Origin of the sequence: Achromobacter pulmonis, assembly GCF_002885955.2 — a bacterium.
Lineage (GTDB): Bacteria > Pseudomonadota > Gammaproteobacteria > Burkholderiales > Burkholderiaceae_B > Achromobacter > Achromobacter pulmonis_A.
In genome coordinates this window covers 9,803-26,928 of the sequence record NZ_POQS01000005.1, presented here as the reverse complement: position 1 = coordinate 26,928, position 17,126 = coordinate 9,803, and the positions used below count along the sequence as shown (strand labels likewise).

At 64.9% G+C, this 17,126-nt stretch carries 22 protein-coding genes and 5 pseudogenes (1 of these 27 cut by a window edge); 8 read left to right on the top strand and 19 right to left on the bottom strand.

The genetic code is table 11. The annotated features are described in order from the left end of the window. A protein-coding gene (locus tag C1I89_RS18955; RefSeq protein WP_440130652.1) for a TIGR03749 family integrating conjugative element protein crosses the window boundary here: on the bottom strand, nucleotides 1-12 show its start. The gene continues 828 nt to the left of window position 1, outside the view; 12 of the gene's 840 nt are visible here — the first part of the coding sequence; its start codon is at nucleotides 10-12; its stop codon lies off the left edge, out of view. Beyond that, nucleotides 1-186, bottom strand: a pseudogene (locus tag C1I89_RS35920) (DUF2976 domain-containing protein); the annotation flags it as partial. The gene C1I89_RS18955 and the pseudogene C1I89_RS35920, both read right to left, overlap by 12 nt. A gap of 16 nt (nucleotides 187-202) precedes the next feature. Beyond that, a complete protein-coding gene (locus tag C1I89_RS18950; RefSeq protein WP_003050225.1) occupies nucleotides 203-436 on the bottom strand; it encodes a TIGR03758 family integrating conjugative element protein in 234 nt (77 codons plus the stop codon). Further along, nucleotides 433-657: pseudogene (locus C1I89_RS18945) on the bottom strand (RAQPRD family integrative conjugative element protein); the annotation flags it as partial. The pseudogene C1I89_RS18945 and the gene C1I89_RS18950, both read right to left, overlap by 4 nt. Further along, the gene (locus C1I89_RS18940; protein WP_440130645.1) at nucleotides 578-928 is read right to left on the bottom strand and encodes a TIGR03750 family conjugal transfer protein; all 351 of its coding nucleotides are present in this window, start codon (nucleotides 926-928) and stop codon (nucleotides 578-580) included. The gene C1I89_RS18940 and the pseudogene C1I89_RS18945, both read right to left, overlap by 80 nt. Before the next feature lie 12 nt (nucleotides 929-940). After that, complete coding sequence (locus tag C1I89_RS18935; RefSeq protein WP_003153634.1) at nucleotides 941-1,300, bottom strand: TIGR03745 family integrating conjugative element membrane protein; 360 nt, start codon at nucleotides 1,298-1,300, stop codon at nucleotides 941-943. Nucleotides 1,301-1,316: 16 nt separating this feature from the next. Continuing rightward, on the bottom strand, nucleotides 1,317-1,550 hold the full coding sequence (locus C1I89_RS18930) for a TIGR03758 family integrating conjugative element protein (protein WP_003050225.1): 234 nt from the start codon (nucleotides 1,548-1,550) through the stop codon (nucleotides 1,317-1,319). Continuing rightward, entirely contained in the window at nucleotides 1,547-1,900 is a 354-nt protein-coding gene (locus C1I89_RS18925; protein WP_440130644.1) for an RAQPRD family integrative conjugative element protein, read from the bottom strand. The genes C1I89_RS18930 and C1I89_RS18925 overlap by 4 nt, the downstream gene beginning before the upstream one ends. A 34-nt stretch (nucleotides 1,901-1,934) precedes the next feature. Further along, on the bottom strand, nucleotides 1,935-2,294 hold the full coding sequence (locus tag C1I89_RS18920) for a TIGR03745 family integrating conjugative element membrane protein (RefSeq protein WP_003153634.1): 360 nt from the start codon (nucleotides 2,292-2,294) through the stop codon (nucleotides 1,935-1,937). A 16-nt stretch (nucleotides 2,295-2,310) separates the two neighbouring features. Further along, nucleotides 2,311-2,544 (bottom strand): TIGR03758 family integrating conjugative element protein, encoded by a 234-nt coding sequence (locus C1I89_RS18915; protein WP_003050225.1) that lies wholly within the window; start codon nucleotides 2,542-2,544, stop codon nucleotides 2,311-2,313. Beyond that, complete coding sequence (locus tag C1I89_RS18910; RefSeq protein ID WP_003090167.1) at nucleotides 2,541-2,924, bottom strand: RAQPRD family integrative conjugative element protein; 384 nt, start codon at nucleotides 2,922-2,924, stop codon at nucleotides 2,541-2,543. The genes C1I89_RS18915 and C1I89_RS18910 overlap by 4 nt, the downstream gene beginning before the upstream one ends. 203 nt (nucleotides 2,925-3,127) lie before the next feature. Here C1I89_RS18910 and C1I89_RS18905 point away from each other — a divergent pair, with 203 nt between their 5' ends. The 8 genes from C1I89_RS18905 to C1I89_RS18870 are packed head-to-tail and all read left to right on the top strand — an operon-like array spanning nucleotide 3,128 to nucleotide 10,366. After that, on the top strand, nucleotides 3,128-3,598 hold the full coding sequence (locus C1I89_RS18905; RefSeq protein WP_003050245.1) for a helix-turn-helix domain-containing protein: 471 nt from the start codon (nucleotides 3,128-3,130) through the stop codon (nucleotides 3,596-3,598). Further along, nucleotides 3,595-4,170: a PIN domain-containing protein gene (locus C1I89_RS18900; protein ID WP_003153636.1), complete on the top strand. Its 576-nt coding sequence runs from the start codon at nucleotides 3,595-3,597 to the stop codon at nucleotides 4,168-4,170. Before C1I89_RS18905 ends, C1I89_RS18900 begins: the two co-directional genes overlap by 4 nt. A gap of 17 nt (nucleotides 4,171-4,187) precedes the next feature. Next, the gene (gene cap6, locus C1I89_RS18895) at nucleotides 4,188-5,102 is read left to right on the top strand and encodes a CBASS system CD-NTase-associated protein Cap6 (RefSeq protein WP_003050256.1); all 915 of its coding nucleotides are present in this window, start codon (nucleotides 4,188-4,190) and stop codon (nucleotides 5,100-5,102) included. Beyond that, nucleotides 5,099-5,569: a type III CBASS phage resistance system CD-NTase-associated protein Cap8 gene (cap8, locus tag C1I89_RS18890; protein WP_003153638.1), complete on the top strand. Its 471-nt coding sequence runs from the start codon at nucleotides 5,099-5,101 to the stop codon at nucleotides 5,567-5,569. Before cap6 ends, cap8 begins: the two co-directional genes overlap by 4 nt. After that, a complete protein-coding gene (gene cap7, locus C1I89_RS18885) occupies nucleotides 5,566-6,066 on the top strand; it encodes a type III CBASS phage resistance system CD-NTase-associated protein Cap7 (protein WP_003090159.1) in 501 nt (166 codons plus the stop codon). Before cap8 ends, cap7 begins: the two co-directional genes overlap by 4 nt. Then, nucleotides 6,066-6,968, top strand: coding sequence for a CBASS oligonucleotide cyclase (locus C1I89_RS18880; RefSeq protein WP_003153640.1), 903 nt, complete (start codon nucleotides 6,066-6,068; stop codon nucleotides 6,966-6,968). Before cap7 ends, C1I89_RS18880 begins: the two co-directional genes overlap by 1 nt. Nucleotides 6,969-7,006: 38 nt before the next feature. After that, nucleotides 7,007-7,732, top strand: coding sequence for a CBASS effector endonuclease NucC (gene nucC / locus C1I89_RS18875; RefSeq protein ID WP_003050273.1), 726 nt, complete (start codon nucleotides 7,007-7,009; stop codon nucleotides 7,730-7,732). 9 nt (nucleotides 7,733-7,741) lie between these two features. Continuing rightward, on the top strand, nucleotides 7,742-10,366 hold the full coding sequence (locus C1I89_RS18870; RefSeq protein ID WP_003116812.1) for an AAA family ATPase: 2,625 nt from the start codon (nucleotides 7,742-7,744) through the stop codon (nucleotides 10,364-10,366). A 40-nt stretch (nucleotides 10,367-10,406) separates the two neighbouring features. Here the strand turns inward: C1I89_RS18870 and C1I89_RS18865 are convergent, their stop codons facing one another. The 8 genes and pseudogenes from C1I89_RS18865 to C1I89_RS18830 form a co-directional block, all read right to left on the bottom strand. Further along, entirely contained in the window at nucleotides 10,407-11,156 is a 750-nt protein-coding gene (locus C1I89_RS18865) for a TIGR03747 family integrating conjugative element membrane protein (protein ID WP_003109778.1), read from the bottom strand. Beyond that, nucleotides 11,153-11,701: pseudogene (locus C1I89_RS18860) on the bottom strand (type IV conjugative transfer system coupling protein TraD); the annotation flags it as partial. The pseudogene C1I89_RS18860 and the gene C1I89_RS18865, both read right to left, overlap by 4 nt. A gap of 105 nt (nucleotides 11,702-11,806) precedes the next feature. Continuing rightward, nucleotides 11,807-12,556: a TIGR03747 family integrating conjugative element membrane protein gene (locus C1I89_RS18855; protein WP_003109778.1), complete on the bottom strand. Its 750-nt coding sequence runs from the start codon at nucleotides 12,554-12,556 to the stop codon at nucleotides 11,807-11,809. Beyond that, a pseudogene (locus C1I89_RS18850) lies at nucleotides 12,553-13,422 on the bottom strand (TraM recognition domain-containing protein); the annotation flags it as partial. The pseudogene C1I89_RS18850 and the gene C1I89_RS18855, both read right to left, overlap by 4 nt. A 4-nt stretch (nucleotides 13,423-13,426) precedes the next feature. Further along, nucleotides 13,427-15,436, bottom strand: a pseudogene (traD, locus tag C1I89_RS18845) (type IV conjugative transfer system coupling protein TraD); the annotation flags it as partial. Between the two features lie 4 nt (nucleotides 15,437-15,440). Then, nucleotides 15,441-15,989, bottom strand: coding sequence for an integrating conjugative element protein (locus C1I89_RS18840; protein WP_102774190.1), 549 nt, complete (start codon nucleotides 15,987-15,989; stop codon nucleotides 15,441-15,443). Continuing rightward, complete coding sequence (locus C1I89_RS18835) at nucleotides 15,986-16,591, bottom strand: transglycosylase SLT domain-containing protein (protein ID WP_058163681.1); 606 nt, start codon at nucleotides 16,589-16,591, stop codon at nucleotides 15,986-15,988. Before C1I89_RS18835 ends, C1I89_RS18840 begins: the two co-directional genes overlap by 4 nt. Further along, nucleotides 16,573-17,126 (bottom strand): TIGR03759 family integrating conjugative element protein (locus C1I89_RS18830; RefSeq protein WP_102774189.1); only part of this gene is annotated, 554 nt, incomplete at its 5' end. The genes C1I89_RS18835 and C1I89_RS18830, both read right to left, overlap by 19 nt.

The following is a 17,126-nucleotide window of genomic DNA, read 5'->3' as shown; positions in this document are numbered from 1 at the left end:
GGCCACGAGCATGATGATGTCGTAGCCGTAGTTGCGGATCGTCTCCATGATGCCGTTGCCGGTGCCGCGCGTCGGGTTCTCCAACTGCGGCAGGCCTTGCGCGAACGACAGCGCGGGCAGCGCGGCGGCGCCCAGGGCCATGGCGGCGCGCTGGGCGAGACGGGAAGTGAGGATGCGGTTGTGCATGGTCGGGCCTTTCAGGTCAGGACAGAAGGAAGAAACTCAGGACGAGGTACATCGCGACGAAGCGGATGCAGACGCCGAGGAACTGGCGCTGGTTGAGGCGGCTCTCGGACCACCCCACGTAGGCCGTTCGGATGGCCCAGACGCCCCACACGAGCAGGACCGCGAACACGACGCCGACCAGGACGGTCGCCATTGCGGAAGGCGCGATGCCGCTGTTGGCTTGAAATGCCGAGACCTGGGCGCCGTTCATTGCTTGCCCCCCGCAGTCGTCGCCGGCAGCGGCTCGGCCGCCCGCTCGGTGCGGTAGTCGCCGGCCAGTTCGGAGGGGTCGCGCGGCTGAGCGCGCGATGGCGTCAGGTGAAACTGGATGCCGGCGCGAACGCGCGCCAGGTCAGCCAGCAGCCGCGGGTAGTCGAAGTGGTAGCGCTCGCCCGGCTGGATGGGGGCATGCGCGGCGCTGTCCNCAGGTGTCGGGGCGCCCACGCTTGAGGCGGCGCAGGATGCCGCCGCCGATGAACACGCCCAAGGCCACGCCCAGGACAACGAACGTCGGTGCGATGGCGATCGTGCGGAACACCCACGAAAGCGGCGCGCCGACCAGCAGGCCGGCGGCGCCGGACAGGCCGCAGCAGATCCACAGCTCGTCGGCGGTGAGGCCGCGCACGACAACGGGATGGCGGTTGAGCCGGTGCGGAAGGAACGTGACCGTCCCGTCCGCACGGACGTGCTGCTGCTCGGACATACCGGCCTCGCCTTACAGGATGCCCGTGGCTTCGGTGAGCAGCCAGATGCCGATCACGAGCAACACGGCGCCGATGGCGACCGTGAGGCCGAATTGGCCCCACGTCTTGCGGCCGGTGTGGATCTCCGCGTAGGTTCCGTAGGCGTGGTAGCAGACGCCGATGAACATCGACGCCACCACCAGCAGGGCCACGAGCATGATGATGTCGTAGCCGTAGTTGCGGATCGTCTCCATGATGCCGTTGCCGGTGCCGCGCGTCGGGTTCTCCAACTGCGGCAGGCCTTGCGCGAACGACAGCGCGGGCAGCGCGGCGGCGCCCAGGGCCATGGCGGCGCGCTGGGCGAGACGGGAAGTGAGGATGCGGTTGTGCATGGTCGGGCCTTTCAGGTCAGGACAGAAGGAAGAAACTCAGGACGAGGTACATCGCGACGAAGCGGATGCAGACGCCGAGGAACTGGCGCTGGTTGAGGCGGCTCTCGGACCACCCCACGTAGGCCGTTCGGATGGCCCAGACGCCCCACACGAGCAGGACCGCGAACACGACGCCGACCAGGACGGTCGCCATTGCGGAAGGCGCGATGCCGCTGTTGGCTTGAAATGCCGAGACCTGGGCGCCGTTCATTGCTTGCCCCCCGCAGTCGTCGCCGGCAGCGGCTCGGCCGCCCGCTCGGTGCGGTAGTCGCCGGCCAGTTCGGAGGGGTCGCGCGGCTGAGCGCGCGATGGCGTCAGGTGAAACTGGATGCCGGCGCGAACGCGCGCCAGGTCAGCCAGCAGCCGCGGGTAGTCGAAGTGGTAGCGCTCGCCCGGCTGGATGGGGGCATGCGCGGCGCTGTCCGCGACGGTGCGCTCCAGCGCGTCGAGCTGGCGCAGTGCGGCGACCAGCTCCTGGCGCTGTGCCGGAGACTCGGCCAAGGCCATCTGGGACTGACCCAGCAGGNCGGTGCGGAAGGAACGTGACCGTCCCGTCCGCACGGACGTGCTGCTGCTCGGACATACCGGCCTCGCCTTACAGGATGCCCGTGGCTTCGGTGAGCAGCCAGATGCCGATCACGAGCAACACGGCGCCGATGGCGACCGTGAGGCCGAATTGGCCCCACGTCTTGCGGCCGGTGTGGATCTCCGCGTAGGTTCCGTAGGCGTGGTAGCAGACGCCGATGAACATCGACGCCACCACCAGCAGGGCCACGAGCATGATGATGTCGTAGCCGTAGTTGCGGATCGTCTCCATGATGCCGTTGCCGGTGCCGCGCGTCGGGTTCTCCAACTGCGGCAGGCCTTGCGCGAACGACAGCGCGGGCAGCGCGGCGGCGCCCAGGGCCATGGCGGCGCGCTGGGCGAGACGGGAAGTGAGGATGCGGTTGTGCATGGTCGGGCCTTTCAGGTCAGGACAGAAGGAAGAAACTCAGGACGAGGTACATCGCGACGAAGCGGATGCAGACGCCGAGGAACTGGCGCTGGTTGAGGCGGCTCTCGGACCACCCCACGTAGGCCGTTCGGATGGCCCAGACGCCCCACACGAGCAGGACCGCGAACACGACGCCGACCAGGACGGTCGCCATTGCGGAAGGCGCGATGCCGCTGTTGGCTTGAAATGCCGAGACCTGGGCGCCGTTCATTGCTTGCCCCCCGCAGTCGTCGCCGGCAGCGGCTCGGCCGCCCGCTCGGTGCGGTAGTCGCCGGCCAGTTCGGAGGGGTCGCGCGGCTGAGCGCGCGATGGCGTCAGGTGAAACTGGATGCCGGCGCGAACGCGCGCCAGGTCAGCCAGCAGCCGCGGGTAGTCGAAGTGGTAGCGCTCGCCCGGCTGGATGGGGGCATGCGCGGCGCTGTCCGCGACGGTGCGCTCCAGCGCGTCGAGCTGGCGCAGTGCGGCGACCAGCTCCTGGCGCTGTGCCGGAGACTCGGCCAAGGCCATCTGGGACTGACCCAGCAGGAGGGCCGTCACGAGAAAAGTGGGCACGCCGCGATGCGCGGCGCGCAGCCAGATCGAAGCCACCATCGCGCCATTCCTGTGTGATCAGCAATGGGGTGATCGTGGAGATCAGGGCTGTTTTAGGCCGCAAACAATAGGAACTGGCGGACGACCGGATTGGGCATACCGCGAGCGAACCTACAAAAGCCCGGGTGGAGTTTCGATTATTGCGTTTTTCGAGTGTTTCGAATATGATCGGCTCTGCAACCGTTTTCGCTTAGGAGCTACCCATGACCACCGCCACTGCCCAATCCAAGATGACCCTTCCCGCCGCGGGAGAGGTTAAGGCAGCCGTCCAGGGTCAACGTGCCTTGGCGGCTTACCTCGCAACCCAGTTCGAGACGCAGCACATCCAGATCTTTGATGACCACAAACAGGCTCATCAGGTGGAACTGCCTACCTCGGCTTTACGCCTGCTGGTCGACATCCTGGCCGAGTTGGCCGATGGCAATGCAGTAAAGGTGGTGCCCGTCCATGCAGAGCTGACGACCCAAGAGGCGGCGGACTTGCTCAACGTGTCCCGTCCCCATTTCGTCAAGCTGCTAGAAGATGGGGTGTTGGCATTTCATCGCACCGGCAAGCACCGCAGGGTGAGGTTCGCCGATCTGATGCAGTACAAGGAAGCGCGCGAGCGCGCCAGTGAGCAGGCGATGGCCGAACTCGCTCAGCAGTCGCAAGAGTTGGGAATGGGATACGAATGAGGCATTCCCCATTCACCGCCGTCTACGACGCGTGCGTTCTATATCCCGCGCCACTGCGGGATTTCCTGATGTGGCTCGGCCTGTCTGGCCGCTTCCGGGCGCGGTGGAGCCAAGCCATTCATGAGGAGTGGAAACGCAATCTGTTGATCAACCGCCCCGATCTCACCCGGGTTCAGGTCGACAGGACGTCGGATCTCATGGACAGGGCCATTCCGGACGGCTTGGTGGAGGGCTACGAAGCGCTCGTGGCAGGCCTGACATTACCCGATCCGAACGATCGGCACGTCCTGGCTGCGGCGATTCGCTGCGGTGCGAGCGTGATTGTGACGTTCAACGAACGTGATTTCCCGAACGATCTGCTGGCTCCGTACGGCATCGAATCGCAGCACCCCGATGAGTTTGTGGACAACCTGCTGGATCTGGATGCGGCCGCCGTAGTGTCGGCTGCGCAGCGCCAGCGTGCCCAACTCAAGCATCCGCCGATCGATGTGGACCGCTATCTCGAAATCCTGCTGCGCCAAGGCCTTGTGCAAACGACCAAGGTGCTGGCGACCTATCGCACCATTCTCTGACCCGCCGAGAGCCACGGATGACCAAGAATCCTTCATCAGACGCCACTTTGCCGAAAGGCATCCATCGAAGCTGGAAGCTGCCGGATAAGTCGCTGGGTGACTTGTGGGATTCGATCGTGATGGACGAAGCCATCAAAAAACAGTTGCTGTCACAAGCGATCGTCAACTTCACGGTGCGCCCCAAGGTGGAGCGCACGGTACTCCCCCTGCACGGCGTGATCTTGTTGGTCGGCCCGCCGGGGACTGGGAAGACCTCCTTGGCACGGGGCTTGGCGCATCGTGTGGCCGAATCTTTTTCTTCTGCGAAGTTTCGATTGCTGGAAGTGGAGCCTCACACGCTGACGAGCTCTGCAATGGGAAAGACTCAACGCGCCGTGGCAGACCTGTTCTCGCAATCGATCGCAGAATCCGCAGCGGCGGGCCCGACGATCGTCCTTCTGGACGAGGTCGAAACGCTTGCGGCTGATCGAGCGAAGCTCAGCCTGGAAGCCAACCCGGTTGATGTGCACCGGGCCACCGACGCGGTGTTGGTGCAGTTGGACATGTTGGCCGAACGCAACCCGCATCTGCTGTTCGTGGCCACCAGCAACTTCCCACAGGCCGTCGACAGTGCCTTCCTATCTCGTTGCGACATGGTGATGGAGGTGCCACTGCCCGGCAAGGATGCCTGCAAGCAGATCCTAGTGGACTGCCTGAATGGCCTGGCAAAGACATTTCCGGGGATTGGCAAGCTTTCCTCGGCTCACCAGTTCGACGCGTGCGCTGGCGAGTGCGTCGGATTGGATGGTCGGGCCATTCGCAAGGTCGTAGCCAACGCCCTCGCGGCCGACCCGCAAGTGGCTATCGATCCGAACAAGCTTTCCGTAGAGCACTTGCGCAGTGCGATACGACAGGCAAAGCAAATGCGCCTTCAAGGAGGGAAGCAAAAATGACCACCGTTGTCAGCCGGACGTTTCGCAGCTCGCCGCACCGCGATGCGTTGCAGACATGGGATGCCATTGTCGAACTGCTCACTCAGGGCAAGGACGGCACGGCTCGCTCTGAACTCAGGGCCGTGACGGGCGTGGCCGCCAGCTTGATCGCCGACCAGGCACCCAAGAGCGCGCCCATCGTTGCGACATGCGATGGACCACGGACCAGGATCTACTGCCTCTTCGACGAAGACGCGATCTATGGTGATGATGCCAACGAAGAAGTCTTGGGGTTCGAGCCGTTGAAGGGAGACTGGGGAGTCTCGCTGCCGTGTCCGAAGGAGCAGCTCGGCTGGGTGCAAAGCGCGCTCAAAAAGCACAGTTCTCGCATCATTGCACGGGACTTGAGCCAAGGAATTGCCACGCAGGCGCAGGCCGATGCTGGGCAAGCGCTGTCGCTCGACCTCGGAGGTTTCCTCAAGTCATGAGCACCGTCGCCACCTACTCGTACACGCACTCGGTTACCTATGTGACCGACAACATCCTCAAGAGCTTGAAAGACATCATCCTGCTCAGTGGGCTGGACCCTGAGCACTTTGCGGATCGCTGGGAGAGCAATACCCGAGCCATCAAGACGTGGCTCGGGACCGGTGATCTGCGCAAGGTGATTCTGGAGATCTACAACCCGGCAACCGACAAGCTCGTGACCCGATGGGATATCGACATCGTGTATGGGTGGTCCGATGGCGACGGCAGCTTCTGGACAGATACCGAGCAGTTGAAGTACGCGATCAAGAAAGCTGGGCTGCTGCCATCGCAGGCCAAGTACAAGTTAATGCTCGATACAAAGCCAGGGCGACCTGATGTGGAGGGATGGAGCAAAGGAAGTTATCGCTCGACGGATGGAATGGTCAAGCAGAGCCTAGGCTCGACTGTCGAACACAGCGGCCTGGCGGGTCAGGCCGGATATTGGAGGCAACGCTGATGCTGTCGATCGATGAAGCTTTTCGCAAGTTCAAGTCGCGTCTGGAACTCAACGAACGCGAACAGAAGAATGCCTCGCAACGCCAGAACGAAGTGCGGGACTACCTGCAGACCAAGTTCGGCATTGCGCGCAGCTTCCTGACCGGTTCCTATGCTCGATACACGAAGACGAAGCCGCTCAAGGATATCGACATCTTCTTCGTGCTGAAGGACTCGGAGAAGCATTACCACGGCAAGGCCGCATCGGTAGTGCTGGATGATTTCCACTCTGCATTGGTGGAGAAATACGGTTCGGCGGCCGTGCGCAAACAGGCGCGCTCGATCAACGTGGATTTCGGTGTTCACATCGACGCGGAGGACAACACGGACTACCGGGTGGTCAGCGTGGATGCGGTGCCCGCATTCGATACCGGCGACCAGTATGAGATCCCCGATACGGCGTCCGGAAAGTGGATCAAGACGGACCCGGAGATCCATAAGGACAAGGCGACCGCAGCGCACCAAGCCTATGGCAATGAGTGGAAAGGTCTCGTGCGCATGGTGAAGTACTGGAACAACAATCCCAAGCACGGCGATCTGAAGCCGGTGAAGCCCTCGTTCCTGATCGAGGTAATGGCCCTTGAGTGTCTTTACGGCGGCTGGGGAGGATCGTTCGATCGCGAGATCCAGTCGTTCTTTGCCACGCTTGCCGATCGAGTTCATGACGAGTGGCCGGATCCCGCCGGACTTGGCCCGGCGATCAGCAACGATATGGATGCCGCGCGCAAGCAGCGCGCGCAGCAGCTGCTGTTCCAGGCGAGCCAGGACGCAAGCATCGCCATCGACCACGCGCGTCGTGGTCGCAATATCGAAGCGCTTCGCGCCTGGCGCGCACTGTTTGGCCCCAAGTTCCCACTGTCCTGATTCCATCGGCTTCCATACACGTCCCATCGAGGTACAGCATGTCCCAGTGGTCGCTTTCCCAGCTCCTGTCGTCCCTGCATGAAGACATCCAGCAGCGCTTGTCCGTAGTACGCAAGACCTTCGGTCACCCGGGTACGAAGGGGGATGCGAGCGAGAACGTCTGGATCGACATGCTGGATACCTATCTGCCCAAACGGTACCAGGCGGCGAAGGCGCATGTGGTGGACAGCCTGGGGAACTTCAGCCAGCAGATCGATGTGGTGGTGTTTGATCGGCAATATTCGCCTTTTATCTTCACCTACGAGAACGAGACGATCATTCCAGCCGAAAGCGTGTACGCCGTGTTCGAGGCCAAGCAGACGGCTGACGCGGGGCTTGTGGCCTATGCCCAGGAGAAGGTCGCCAGTGTGCGCAGGCTGCACCGCACGAGCCTGCCGATCCCGCACGCTGGCGGGACCTACCCAGCGAAGCCGTTGATTCCGATTCTGGGTGGCTTGCTCACCTTCGAGAGCGAATGGAGTCCTGCATTGGGCCCATCCATGGACAAGGCGCTGAACGCAAACCTCACCGAGGGGCGTCTGGACATCGGATGCGTTGCCGCCCACGGGCACTTTTTCTATGACCAAGCCAGCGGCGCGTACAGCTACACCAACGAAAACAAGCCGGCGACCGCGTTTCTTTTCAAGCTGATCGCGCAGCTTCAGTTCAGTGGAACGGTCCCCATGATCGATGTGGAGGCTTACGGTCAGTGGTTGACCAAGTGAGGGGTCGCTGTGGCAAGCATACGTTCGGAGTACCACCGGTTCCTGGCGCACTTGACGCAGCGGCACGTGCACGACGACGTGCGCCGGCTGGCGCACCTGGTGCTCGATCACCTGCAGCCACTGGCCGAGGTCGGTGCTGCACGCCGGGGGCGCTCCACGCGCTTGGCGCCGCTGGCCATCGCGCATCTGGCGCAGATGCCTGTCGCCTACGACGGGGACGCGCGCGGCCCCGAAAACGGGCCGGCGCTCGGGCGACTGCACCAGCTCGAAGTCGGGCCGTTTCGAGGATTCATGCGGCAGGAGACGTTCGACCTCAGCCATGACATCACCTTGGTCTACGGTGCCAACGGCACCGGCAAGAGCAGCTTCTGCGAAGCCTTGGAAGTGGCGATGCTCGGTTCGATCAGCGAAGCGCAGGCCAAGCGGGTCGACCAGCGGACGTACTGCAACAACGCTCGCCTGCGCCGCCACATCGCGCCAGTCCTGTCGTCTACGGCGGCGGGCGAGGCGCAGGCCGTCCAGCCCGACGAAGCTGAGTATCGCTTCTGCTTCATCGAGAAGAACCGCCTCGACGATTTCGCCCGAATCGCCGCGCGGACCCCGAGCGATCAGCGCCAGCTCATCGCCACCCTGTTCGGCGTGGACCAGTTCAGCGAGTTCGTGCGCGGCTTCAACCCCTCGCTCGATCAGGACCTGATGCTTGCCGGCGTGCAGGCGGCGCAGCTGGCGCAGCGTCGCCTGCAGTTGGCGAACTCCGAACAGACCATCGCCGCCTACCCGCAGAAGATCGCAGCGGTCGAGGGCCTGGAACAAGCTTTGGCGCAGCGCATGTCACCTGGCGCGACCTATCAAACCTGCGTGGACTGGCTGCTGGGTACGCCGCAGCAGCAAGGACGGCTACCGTATGTCCAGGCTCAGCTGGACGCCAACCCGCCTGCCATTCACGAGGTGACCCAGGCCCGCCTGCAAGCGTTGCTGGCAGAGGCCTACCGCGTCCAGGGACTGTGGCAAGCGTCTTCCGCGCAACTCGCGGCCCGCGCCGGCGAGGTGTCGTACGCGAAGCTCTACGAGGCCGTGCAAGCGTTGGCGGACGGGGCGACCGCGTGTCCGGCATGTGGAACCGAACTGGCCGCCGTGGCGCAGGACCCGTTCGCCAGGGCGCGAATGGGCCTGGAGCAGCTCGCGCAACTGGCCGTCCTGCAGCAGCAGGAGGCCGGGCATCGGACGCAGTTGAGCGAGGCGGTCCGAGCGCTGTGTGACGAAATGCGCCGCGTGGTGGCGGCGGCTGGGGTCGCTTGTCCTGCCGAATCGCAGGCCGCGGGCCTGCCACTGCTGCCTCCCACGTCGGCGGGCAATTGGCTCGGCGGCGGGGTGAATGGGGACCAGCGCGCCTGGCAAGCCCTCTTACGGATCGCACAGATCATCGAAGGCTTCGACGCGCAGGCGCGCGACGTGAATGCCCAGCGCGGCGCGATGGCCCAGGAGCGGGACCGCCTGCAACAGCATCAGCTGGAGATCGAACGGCTGCGGACCATGCGCACGACTGCGGATCAGGAGCTGGCGGCCGCCCGCCAAACCGTGGCCCAATTCGACGACGCGAACCGCGGCCTGATCCAGGCGGCCACGGACGAAATGCCGGTGGTGGTGCACCATCAGCGGGTCAAGGCCGCCTACGACGGCTTCCTGCCCGAGATTCAGGCATACCTGACCGCTCTGCCGGGGGTTCTGCTACAGGGGCTGGGAGACCAAGCCCGCCATCTCTACAACGCATTCAACCGGGCCGATCCGCCCGGCGATCTGCTGCACGCGCTGTGGTTGCCCGTGGCCGAGAACGGCAAGATCGAGGTGGAGTTCGCCGGCGAGCCGGGCGCGCGCTACGACGCGTTGATCGTCTTCAGCGAAGGGCACATCAAATGCCTGGGCCTGGCGATTCTGCTTGCCAAGAACCTCGCGCAGGGCTGCCCCGTGGTCATATTCGATGACGTCGTCAACGCGATCGACGACGACCATCGCGATGGCATCTGGCGTACCTTCTTCGAGGACGGTTTGCTCCACGGCAAGCAGGTTATCCTCACCTCGCACGCAGAGGAGTTCCTGCACCGCATCCAGCAGGAGTTGGGCGTGCGCCGCGCCGCGGCCATTAAGCGCTACAAGTTTCTCCCGCATCAGGGAGAGCACGAACTGCGGGTCGACAGCGACCCGCCAGCGAAGAACTATGTTCTTCTGGCCCAGCAGGCGTTGGCGGCTGACGAGAAACGCGAGGCACTGCGTCAGGCCCGGCCGGCGCTGGAGAGTCTGACGGACCGCCTGTGGACGTGGCTGGGTCGGCGGGCGGACGGCCGGATCGACATCAAGCTGAGCGGGCCCCGCGCGCCTTGGGAGCTGAACAATAAATGCACCAAGTTGCGGTCGGCCGTCGAGCGTATCGCGGCGCAACATGCGGGTGCGCCGGATGCCGTAGGGGCGTTGGTCCGGCTGCTCAATGTCAGCGGTACGAGTATTGAATGGGGTTACCTCAATAGCGGTGTGCACGACGCTCAGCGCGATCATGAGTTTGATCGGGCGACGGTAAGAACGGTCGTCGAGGCGGTTACGGCGTTGGATGCTGCTCTTGATACCCTGCAGAACCGATGAACGGCACACGGCTTTGCAGAGCCGTGCCGCCCGTGTCACCTCATAAGTACTTCTTGAAGCTGCCTGCGGTCAGGCTGACTGCCATCCCCAGCAACGCCGCGCTGGGCAGCAGGATGACCAGAGGATGCACCGATATGGGCAGAGCGAGATAGGTGACCCAAGGCAGCACGGCCAACGGCATCAGGCTGGCCTTCGCGCGGTGGTAGATGAAGCCGGATTCGCGGCCCGCGCCGAACCGGCGCACATCCCGTCGCACCAGGCCGTCAATCAGGCCGACGAATGCCGCCGTGAGGATCAGCGGCAGCGTGAGCACCAGGACCAGCAGGCGCACCAGGAAGGTGAGCGTCGTGAAGGCCGCAGCGATCAGGTAGCTTTCGGCCCAGACATAGACTTGGCTGATGTAGTAGCGGAAGTTGCGGCTCTGCCCGTGGCTGGGCGCGCGGACGCGCTCGGCGGTCTGGCTCATGCGCTCCAGCAACCCCGAGCGCACGAACACCCACTCGTACCCGGTATCCACCAACTCGTGCGCCGTGCGCCCGGGCTCCTGTACCACCACGCTGCGCGTGAAGTGGTTGGACAGGTGCCCGAGTTCGTACCGCAGCATCTGCTGGGAGTGGCGCCAGCCCTGGTCCTTCCAGAACAGGTGCATGCCGGCGCACTCCACCACGATCGAGAACAGCAGCGAGCCAATGAGCACCCCGAGCAGCCGGAACGGTAAGGTGATGGTGCCGACGATCAAGCCTTGGCGATGGTTCTGCTCCCGCTGCGCGGTCGAGGCGGCATCCTTCATGGCACGGCCTCGTTGCCCGCGCCATCGTCGGCGCCGGTGGCCACCGCGCCGGGCTCGGCCGCAGCGGCATCGTCCAGCAGGTCGTCGGGCAAGGCCGCATCCTGCAAGGCCGACGAGCTGGTGAACTCCCACCACTGCGTGGCCTCGCTGTAGCTCTGGCGCATGTACCCGGCCAGTTGCTGCAGGTCCGCCGGCATCACTTCATCCGGGTCCGGCGCCGGCAGCGGCATACGCACCTTCCAGAGCTGGCCGCCCTGCAGCAGCGCGAAGCACTGGCCCTTGGGCAGGCCGACGACGTGTGACGGCTCGATCATCGGCACGCTGGCCATGCTGATGCGGTCCTGGGTGTTCGACGTGAAATCCGTCGCGCCGCGGATGTCTGAGCTGTCCGTCGCGCCCGAGACGATGGTGGTTGTATAGACCTCGACCTTCGGCAACTGCCTCGTCAGCAGTTCCGCGGTGGCCGTCTCGCGCACGCGCAACATGAATAAATTGTTGAAATTCCCGATCACTTGGCCGGCCTTCGCGCGATTTCCGATGCGGGCCNAGAACGGTCGTCGAGGCGGTTACGGCGTTGGATGCTGCTCTTGATACCCTGCAGAACCGATGAACGGCACACGGCTTTGCAGAGCCGTGCCGCCCGTGTCACCTCATAAGTACTTCTTGAAGCTGCCTGCGGTCAGGCTGACTGCCATCCCCAGCAACGCCGCGCTGGGCAGCAGGATGACCAGAGGATGCACCGATATGGGCAGAGCGAGATAGGTGACCCAAGGCAGCACGGCCAACGGCATCAGGCTGGCCTTCGCGCGGTGGTAGATGAAGCCGGATTCGCGGCCCGCGCCGAACCGGCGCACATCCCGTCGCACCAGGCCGTCAATCAGGCCGACGAATGCCGCCGTGAGGATCAGCGGCAGCGTGAGCACCAGGACCAGCAGGCGCACCAGGAAGGTGAGCGTCGTGAAGGCCGCAGCGATCAGGTAGCTTTCGGCCCAGACATAGACTTGGCTGATGTAGTAGCGGAAGTTGCGGCTCTGCCCGTGGCTGGGCGCGCGGACGCGCTCGGCGGTCTGGCTCATGCGCTCCAGCAACCCCGAGCGCACGAACACCCACTCGTACCCGGTATCCACCAACTCGTGCGCCGTGCGCCCGGGCTCCTGTACCACCACGCTGCGCGTGAAGTGGTTGGACAGGTGCCCGAGTTCGTACCGCAGCATCTGCTGGGAGTGGCGCCAGCCCTGGTCCTTCCAGAACAGGTGCATGCCGGCGCACTCCACCACGATCGAGAACAGCAGCGAGCCAATGAGCACCCCGAGCAGCCGGAACGGTAAGGTGATGGTGCCGACGATCAAGCCTTGGCGATGGTTCTGCTCCCGCTGCGCGGTCGAGGCGGCATCCTTCATGGCACGGCCTCGTTGCCCGCGCCATCGTCGGCGCCGGTGGCCACCGCGCCGGGCTCGGCCGCAGCGGCATCGTCCAGCAGGTCGTCGGGCAAGGCCGCATCCTGCAAGGCCGACGAGCTGGTGAACTCCCACCACTGCGTGGCCTCGCTGTAGCTCTGGCGCATGTACCCGGCCAGTTGCTGCAGGTCCGCCGGCATCACTTCATCCGGGTCCGGCGCCGGCAGCGGCATACGCACCTTCCAGAGCTGGCCGCCCTGCAGCAGCGCGAAGCACTGGCCCTTGGGCAGGCCGACGACGTGTGACGGCTCGATCATCGGCACGCTGGCCATGCTGATGCGGTCCTGGGTGTTCGACGTGAAATCCGTCGCGCCGCGGATGTCTGAGCTGTCCGTCGCGCCCGAGACGATGGTGGTTGTATAGACCTCGACCTTCGGCAACTGCCTCGTCAGCAGTTCCGCGGTGGCCGTCTCGCGCACGCGCAACATGAATAAATTGTTGAAATTCCCGATCACTTGGCCGGCCTTCGCGCGATTTCCGATGCGGGCCTCGATGTCCGAGAGCGTCTGCGTGTACGCCGTGACTTGCAGGCCGGCACCGCCGCCCTTGTTGATGAGCGGGATGAATTCATCGCCCATCAGTTCATTGAATTCGTCCGCGTGCACGTTGATCGGCACGCGAGCGCCAGCCACTGCGCCGGGCAGGCCATCGTCGATTCCGTGCTTGTAGATGTGTCCGGCCACCGAAACCAGGTCAGAGAACATCGAATTGCCGACCGCTGCGGCGACCTCGGCGTCAGACAACGCATCCAGACCCACATAGACGATGGCCCGCTTTCGGATGACCTGCATCCAGTCGAAGATCGGGCGCNTGCTGCAGGTCCGCCGGCATCACTTCATCCGGGTCCGGCGCCGGCAGCGGCATACGCACCTTCCAGAGCTGGCCGCCCTGCAGCAGCGCGAAGCACTGGCCCTTGGGCAGGCCGACGACGTGTGACGGCTCGATCATCGGCACGCTGGCCATGCTGATGCGGTCCTGGGTGTTCGACGTGAAATCCGTCGCGCCGCGGATGTCTGAGCTGTCCGTCGCGCCCGAGACGATGGTGGTTGTATAGACCTCGACCTTCGGCAACTGCCTCGTCAGCAGTTCCGCGGTGGCCGTCTCGCGCACGCGCAACATGAATAAATTGTTGAAATTCCCGATCACTTGGCCGGCCTTCGCGCGATTTCCGATGCGGGCCTCGATGTCCGAGAGCGTCTGCGTGTACGCCGTGACTTGCAGGCCGGCACCGCCGCCCTTGTTGATGAGCGGGATGAATTCATCGCCCATCAGTTCATTGAATTCGTCCGCGTGCACGTTGATCGGCACGCGAGCGCCAGCCACTGCGCCGGGCAGGCCATCGTCGATTCCGTGCTTGTAGATGTGTCCGGCCACCGAAACCAGGTCAGAGAACATCGAATTGCCGACCGCTGCGGCGACCTCGGCGTCAGACAACGCATCCAGACCCACATAGACGATGGCCCGCTTTCGGATGACCTGCATCCAGTCGAAGATCGGGCGCGGGTCGGCCAGGTCGGAGTAGTTCGGCGCCAGGAGCTGGGCGATCTTGCCGCTCGTGAGCTTTTCCAGCAGCGGCAGCAGCGATGCAACGATCTTGTCGAAGTAGGTCTTGTCGTAGCGCACCGCCGAGCGCAGGCCATCGAGCACAGGGTCGTAGTTGCGCGCCTGGGAGAGGTATTGCTCCAGCGCCACCACACGCTTCTCGCGCCCGATCATGTTCCTTGGGATGTTCTTCTCGTTGAGCTTGGCCTCGATCTGGACGATCACCTCCCAGGCCTTGGGCTCCGTCTTGGCAAAGTAGTGCTGGGCGTACTCAATGAACAGCGCGTCGATGTTGATGACGTGGCGCTGGATCAGCATGTAGTCCGGGCGCTGCCCCAGTTCCACCAGGGCGCGGGCGATGATGTTCACGAAGCGCCATGCGAACTCGCGGAACGCCGCGCTGTTGCCTTCGCCGGAGAGCTGCCCCGCGATGCGTGTCGCCACTTCCGAGATCCGACCGAAGCGGCCCACGGCGTTGTAGCGGGCGCTGATTTCCGGCCAGCCCAAGTGGAAGATGTAGAACTCGCCTTCGCGGCCAGCGCGCTGGGCTTCGACGTACATCCGTTTCAAGAGATCGGCATCCCCCTTGGGGTCGATGACGATGACGACCTCATGCTCGCCGGCAGCATTCCTGCGACGGATGTCCTGCGTGACGAACAACTCGGCCAGGCGCGTCTTGCCCACCCGCGTGGTGCCCAGCACCAGCGAGTGCCCGACGCGCTCGCCCAGCGGCAGGCTGACGTCCACTTCGTCGGGCTCGATGCCGTGCAGCCTTGGCAGGCCGCCGACAGGCGGCAACGGGCGCACGGGGTTGAAAGGCGCGTCCCAGCCGGTGAGCTTCGGCAGGCGCGAGAGCGGCAATGGCGCGAACTCCAGCCGTTCCTCCAGGCGCCTGGTCAGCCGGTAGGCCGGCGTCGGCTCGACGTAGCGGCGGAACTCGGGCCGGTACGTCTGCATCAGCCGATGCGTGTGCTTCTGCTCCCAGAGAAAGCCGCGCCCCACGAATAGGCGCTGCTGGCTGACCGGCACGTCCTTGCTGGTCATCACGTAACGCGGCAGACGGCGGATGTTGCGCCGGTAGCGCAGGATGATGCGGGCATCGCGGTAGCGGATCGCGCCGTAGGCGCCGAACGCCAAGGCGCTGCCGATGCCCATGGCCGGGCTCAGCGCGAGCGACCATGGGGCCACCAGGCACAGAAACGCGGCGCCTGCACACGCCGCGACGGTGTATAGCTCCACCGCTGGGCGTAGCAGAACCTCGACCGGCTGTTTGCCCGACATGGCTTCATTGCTCGATGCCGGTGGCCGTGATCAGCGCCGGGTAGTGCCGCAGGCCCAGGCGATCGGCCAGGTCGTCGCCGGCCACGGGCGCGAGCGGCACGCCCGGCACCAGGGCGCGCAGCCGCGCCAGGCCCTGCGCGGTCTCGACGTTGACGACCAGGCCGACCGCGCCACGTTCGCGCAAAGCGGCGGCGCGGCGCTGCAACCAGGCCCGGGAAGCCTCGTCGTCGCCGATGACCACGAACGGCCGCAGGCCGGGCGCTTCAATCACACGCCGCGCGACGGTGCCAGGCGTGAGCTTGGCACTGCGCACCGGCAACATCGCGGCCTCGTCCATGGGCGTGGCGGGCACCGGGAGCATTGGGATGGGCGGTCGGGCCGGCGCATCGGCGCGCGGCTGAAGGTTCAGAGCCTCGTAGTACGGCAGCGCCGACGCGCCGCCACGGTCTTCGACCACGATCAGCGGCTCGCCGGCACGCGAGGCCAGCGGCAGAGCCGCCAGCAGCACGAGCAGGCCCTTCAGCGTGAGGTTGGTCAGAGGGAACTTCGTCATGGGGATCTCTCCTGGTGCACGGCGAGGGCCGCAGCGGTTGGATGCGTGCCCTGCACCCGGGCAAGATGGCGCGACACGCTACGCCGGTAACGGGCGGCAGGTTCTCCGCCCGCAGGACGGTGGTAGCGACCGATCGCCAGCAACCAGTCCTCGCCAGCGGTGTGCTGCTCCTTCAGGATTTCAGCGGCGATGGCGAGGTTGCGGTATGGGTCGAGCAGGTCGCACGGACTGACGTAGCGCTGCTGGTGATAGCCGAGGTTGATCTGGCCCAGGCCCGCGTCGATGCGTGTGTGCGGCGTGGCGCGCATCGCCTGCTGCAAACCGGCGCAGGCGTCGGCGCGTGTTGCGTAACGACGCGACTGGCCAGCGACGTTGAGCGACCACGGCCACGGGACGATGCGTCCATTGCGTCGGATGCCGCTCTCTTGCAAGGCTACGGCGTAGAGCACCGTCGAGGGGATGCCTGCGCGCTGTGCGGCAAGCTGGTAAGCCGGTGGCGGAAGCTCCTGGGCATGGGCGGCGCAGGCGCACAGGCCCGCCGCGATCACCAGTGCGCGCAAGCACTGCGAAACGGAGGTGGCCACTAAGGCTGGCGCTGCCATTGACCGTTCACCTCGCGCACGACCGCAGGAAGGTCTCCGGGCAAGCTCAGCGACAGCCACCGCCCGCCATCATGGTTGAGCGTGATGCCACCGCTGCGCACGCGCGCCGGATCGACGTTCGCCCGCTTGGCCCAGTCGCGGATGCGTGTATCGTCCTGGCGGCTGCCGACCATGTACAGGTCGAACTCGGTACCAGAGGATTGCAGGCGCTGCACGAGTTGCCCGCAGGCCGCGCAACCGTCCTTGATGAACACTGCCGTGCGGCCTGAACCGCGCAAGGGATTGGCGCTTGTGCCGGTGTCGGACTTGTCGTCAGGCAGATTCACTCGCTGGATGCCGGGATTCAGGCGCTGCCAGGCCTCGTCGTAGGAACGCTGGTAGGCGAGCAGCTTCTCGACACGGCGTGCCTCGATCTGCACCTGCAGCTCTGCGTAGCGGAGCCGTTCCTCGTCGGTGCGCGCCTCGATGCCCAGGGCGGACAGCGGGTCCAGGTTGGGTGAGTAGATACCCAGCGGCCCATCCATCAGTTCGCGAT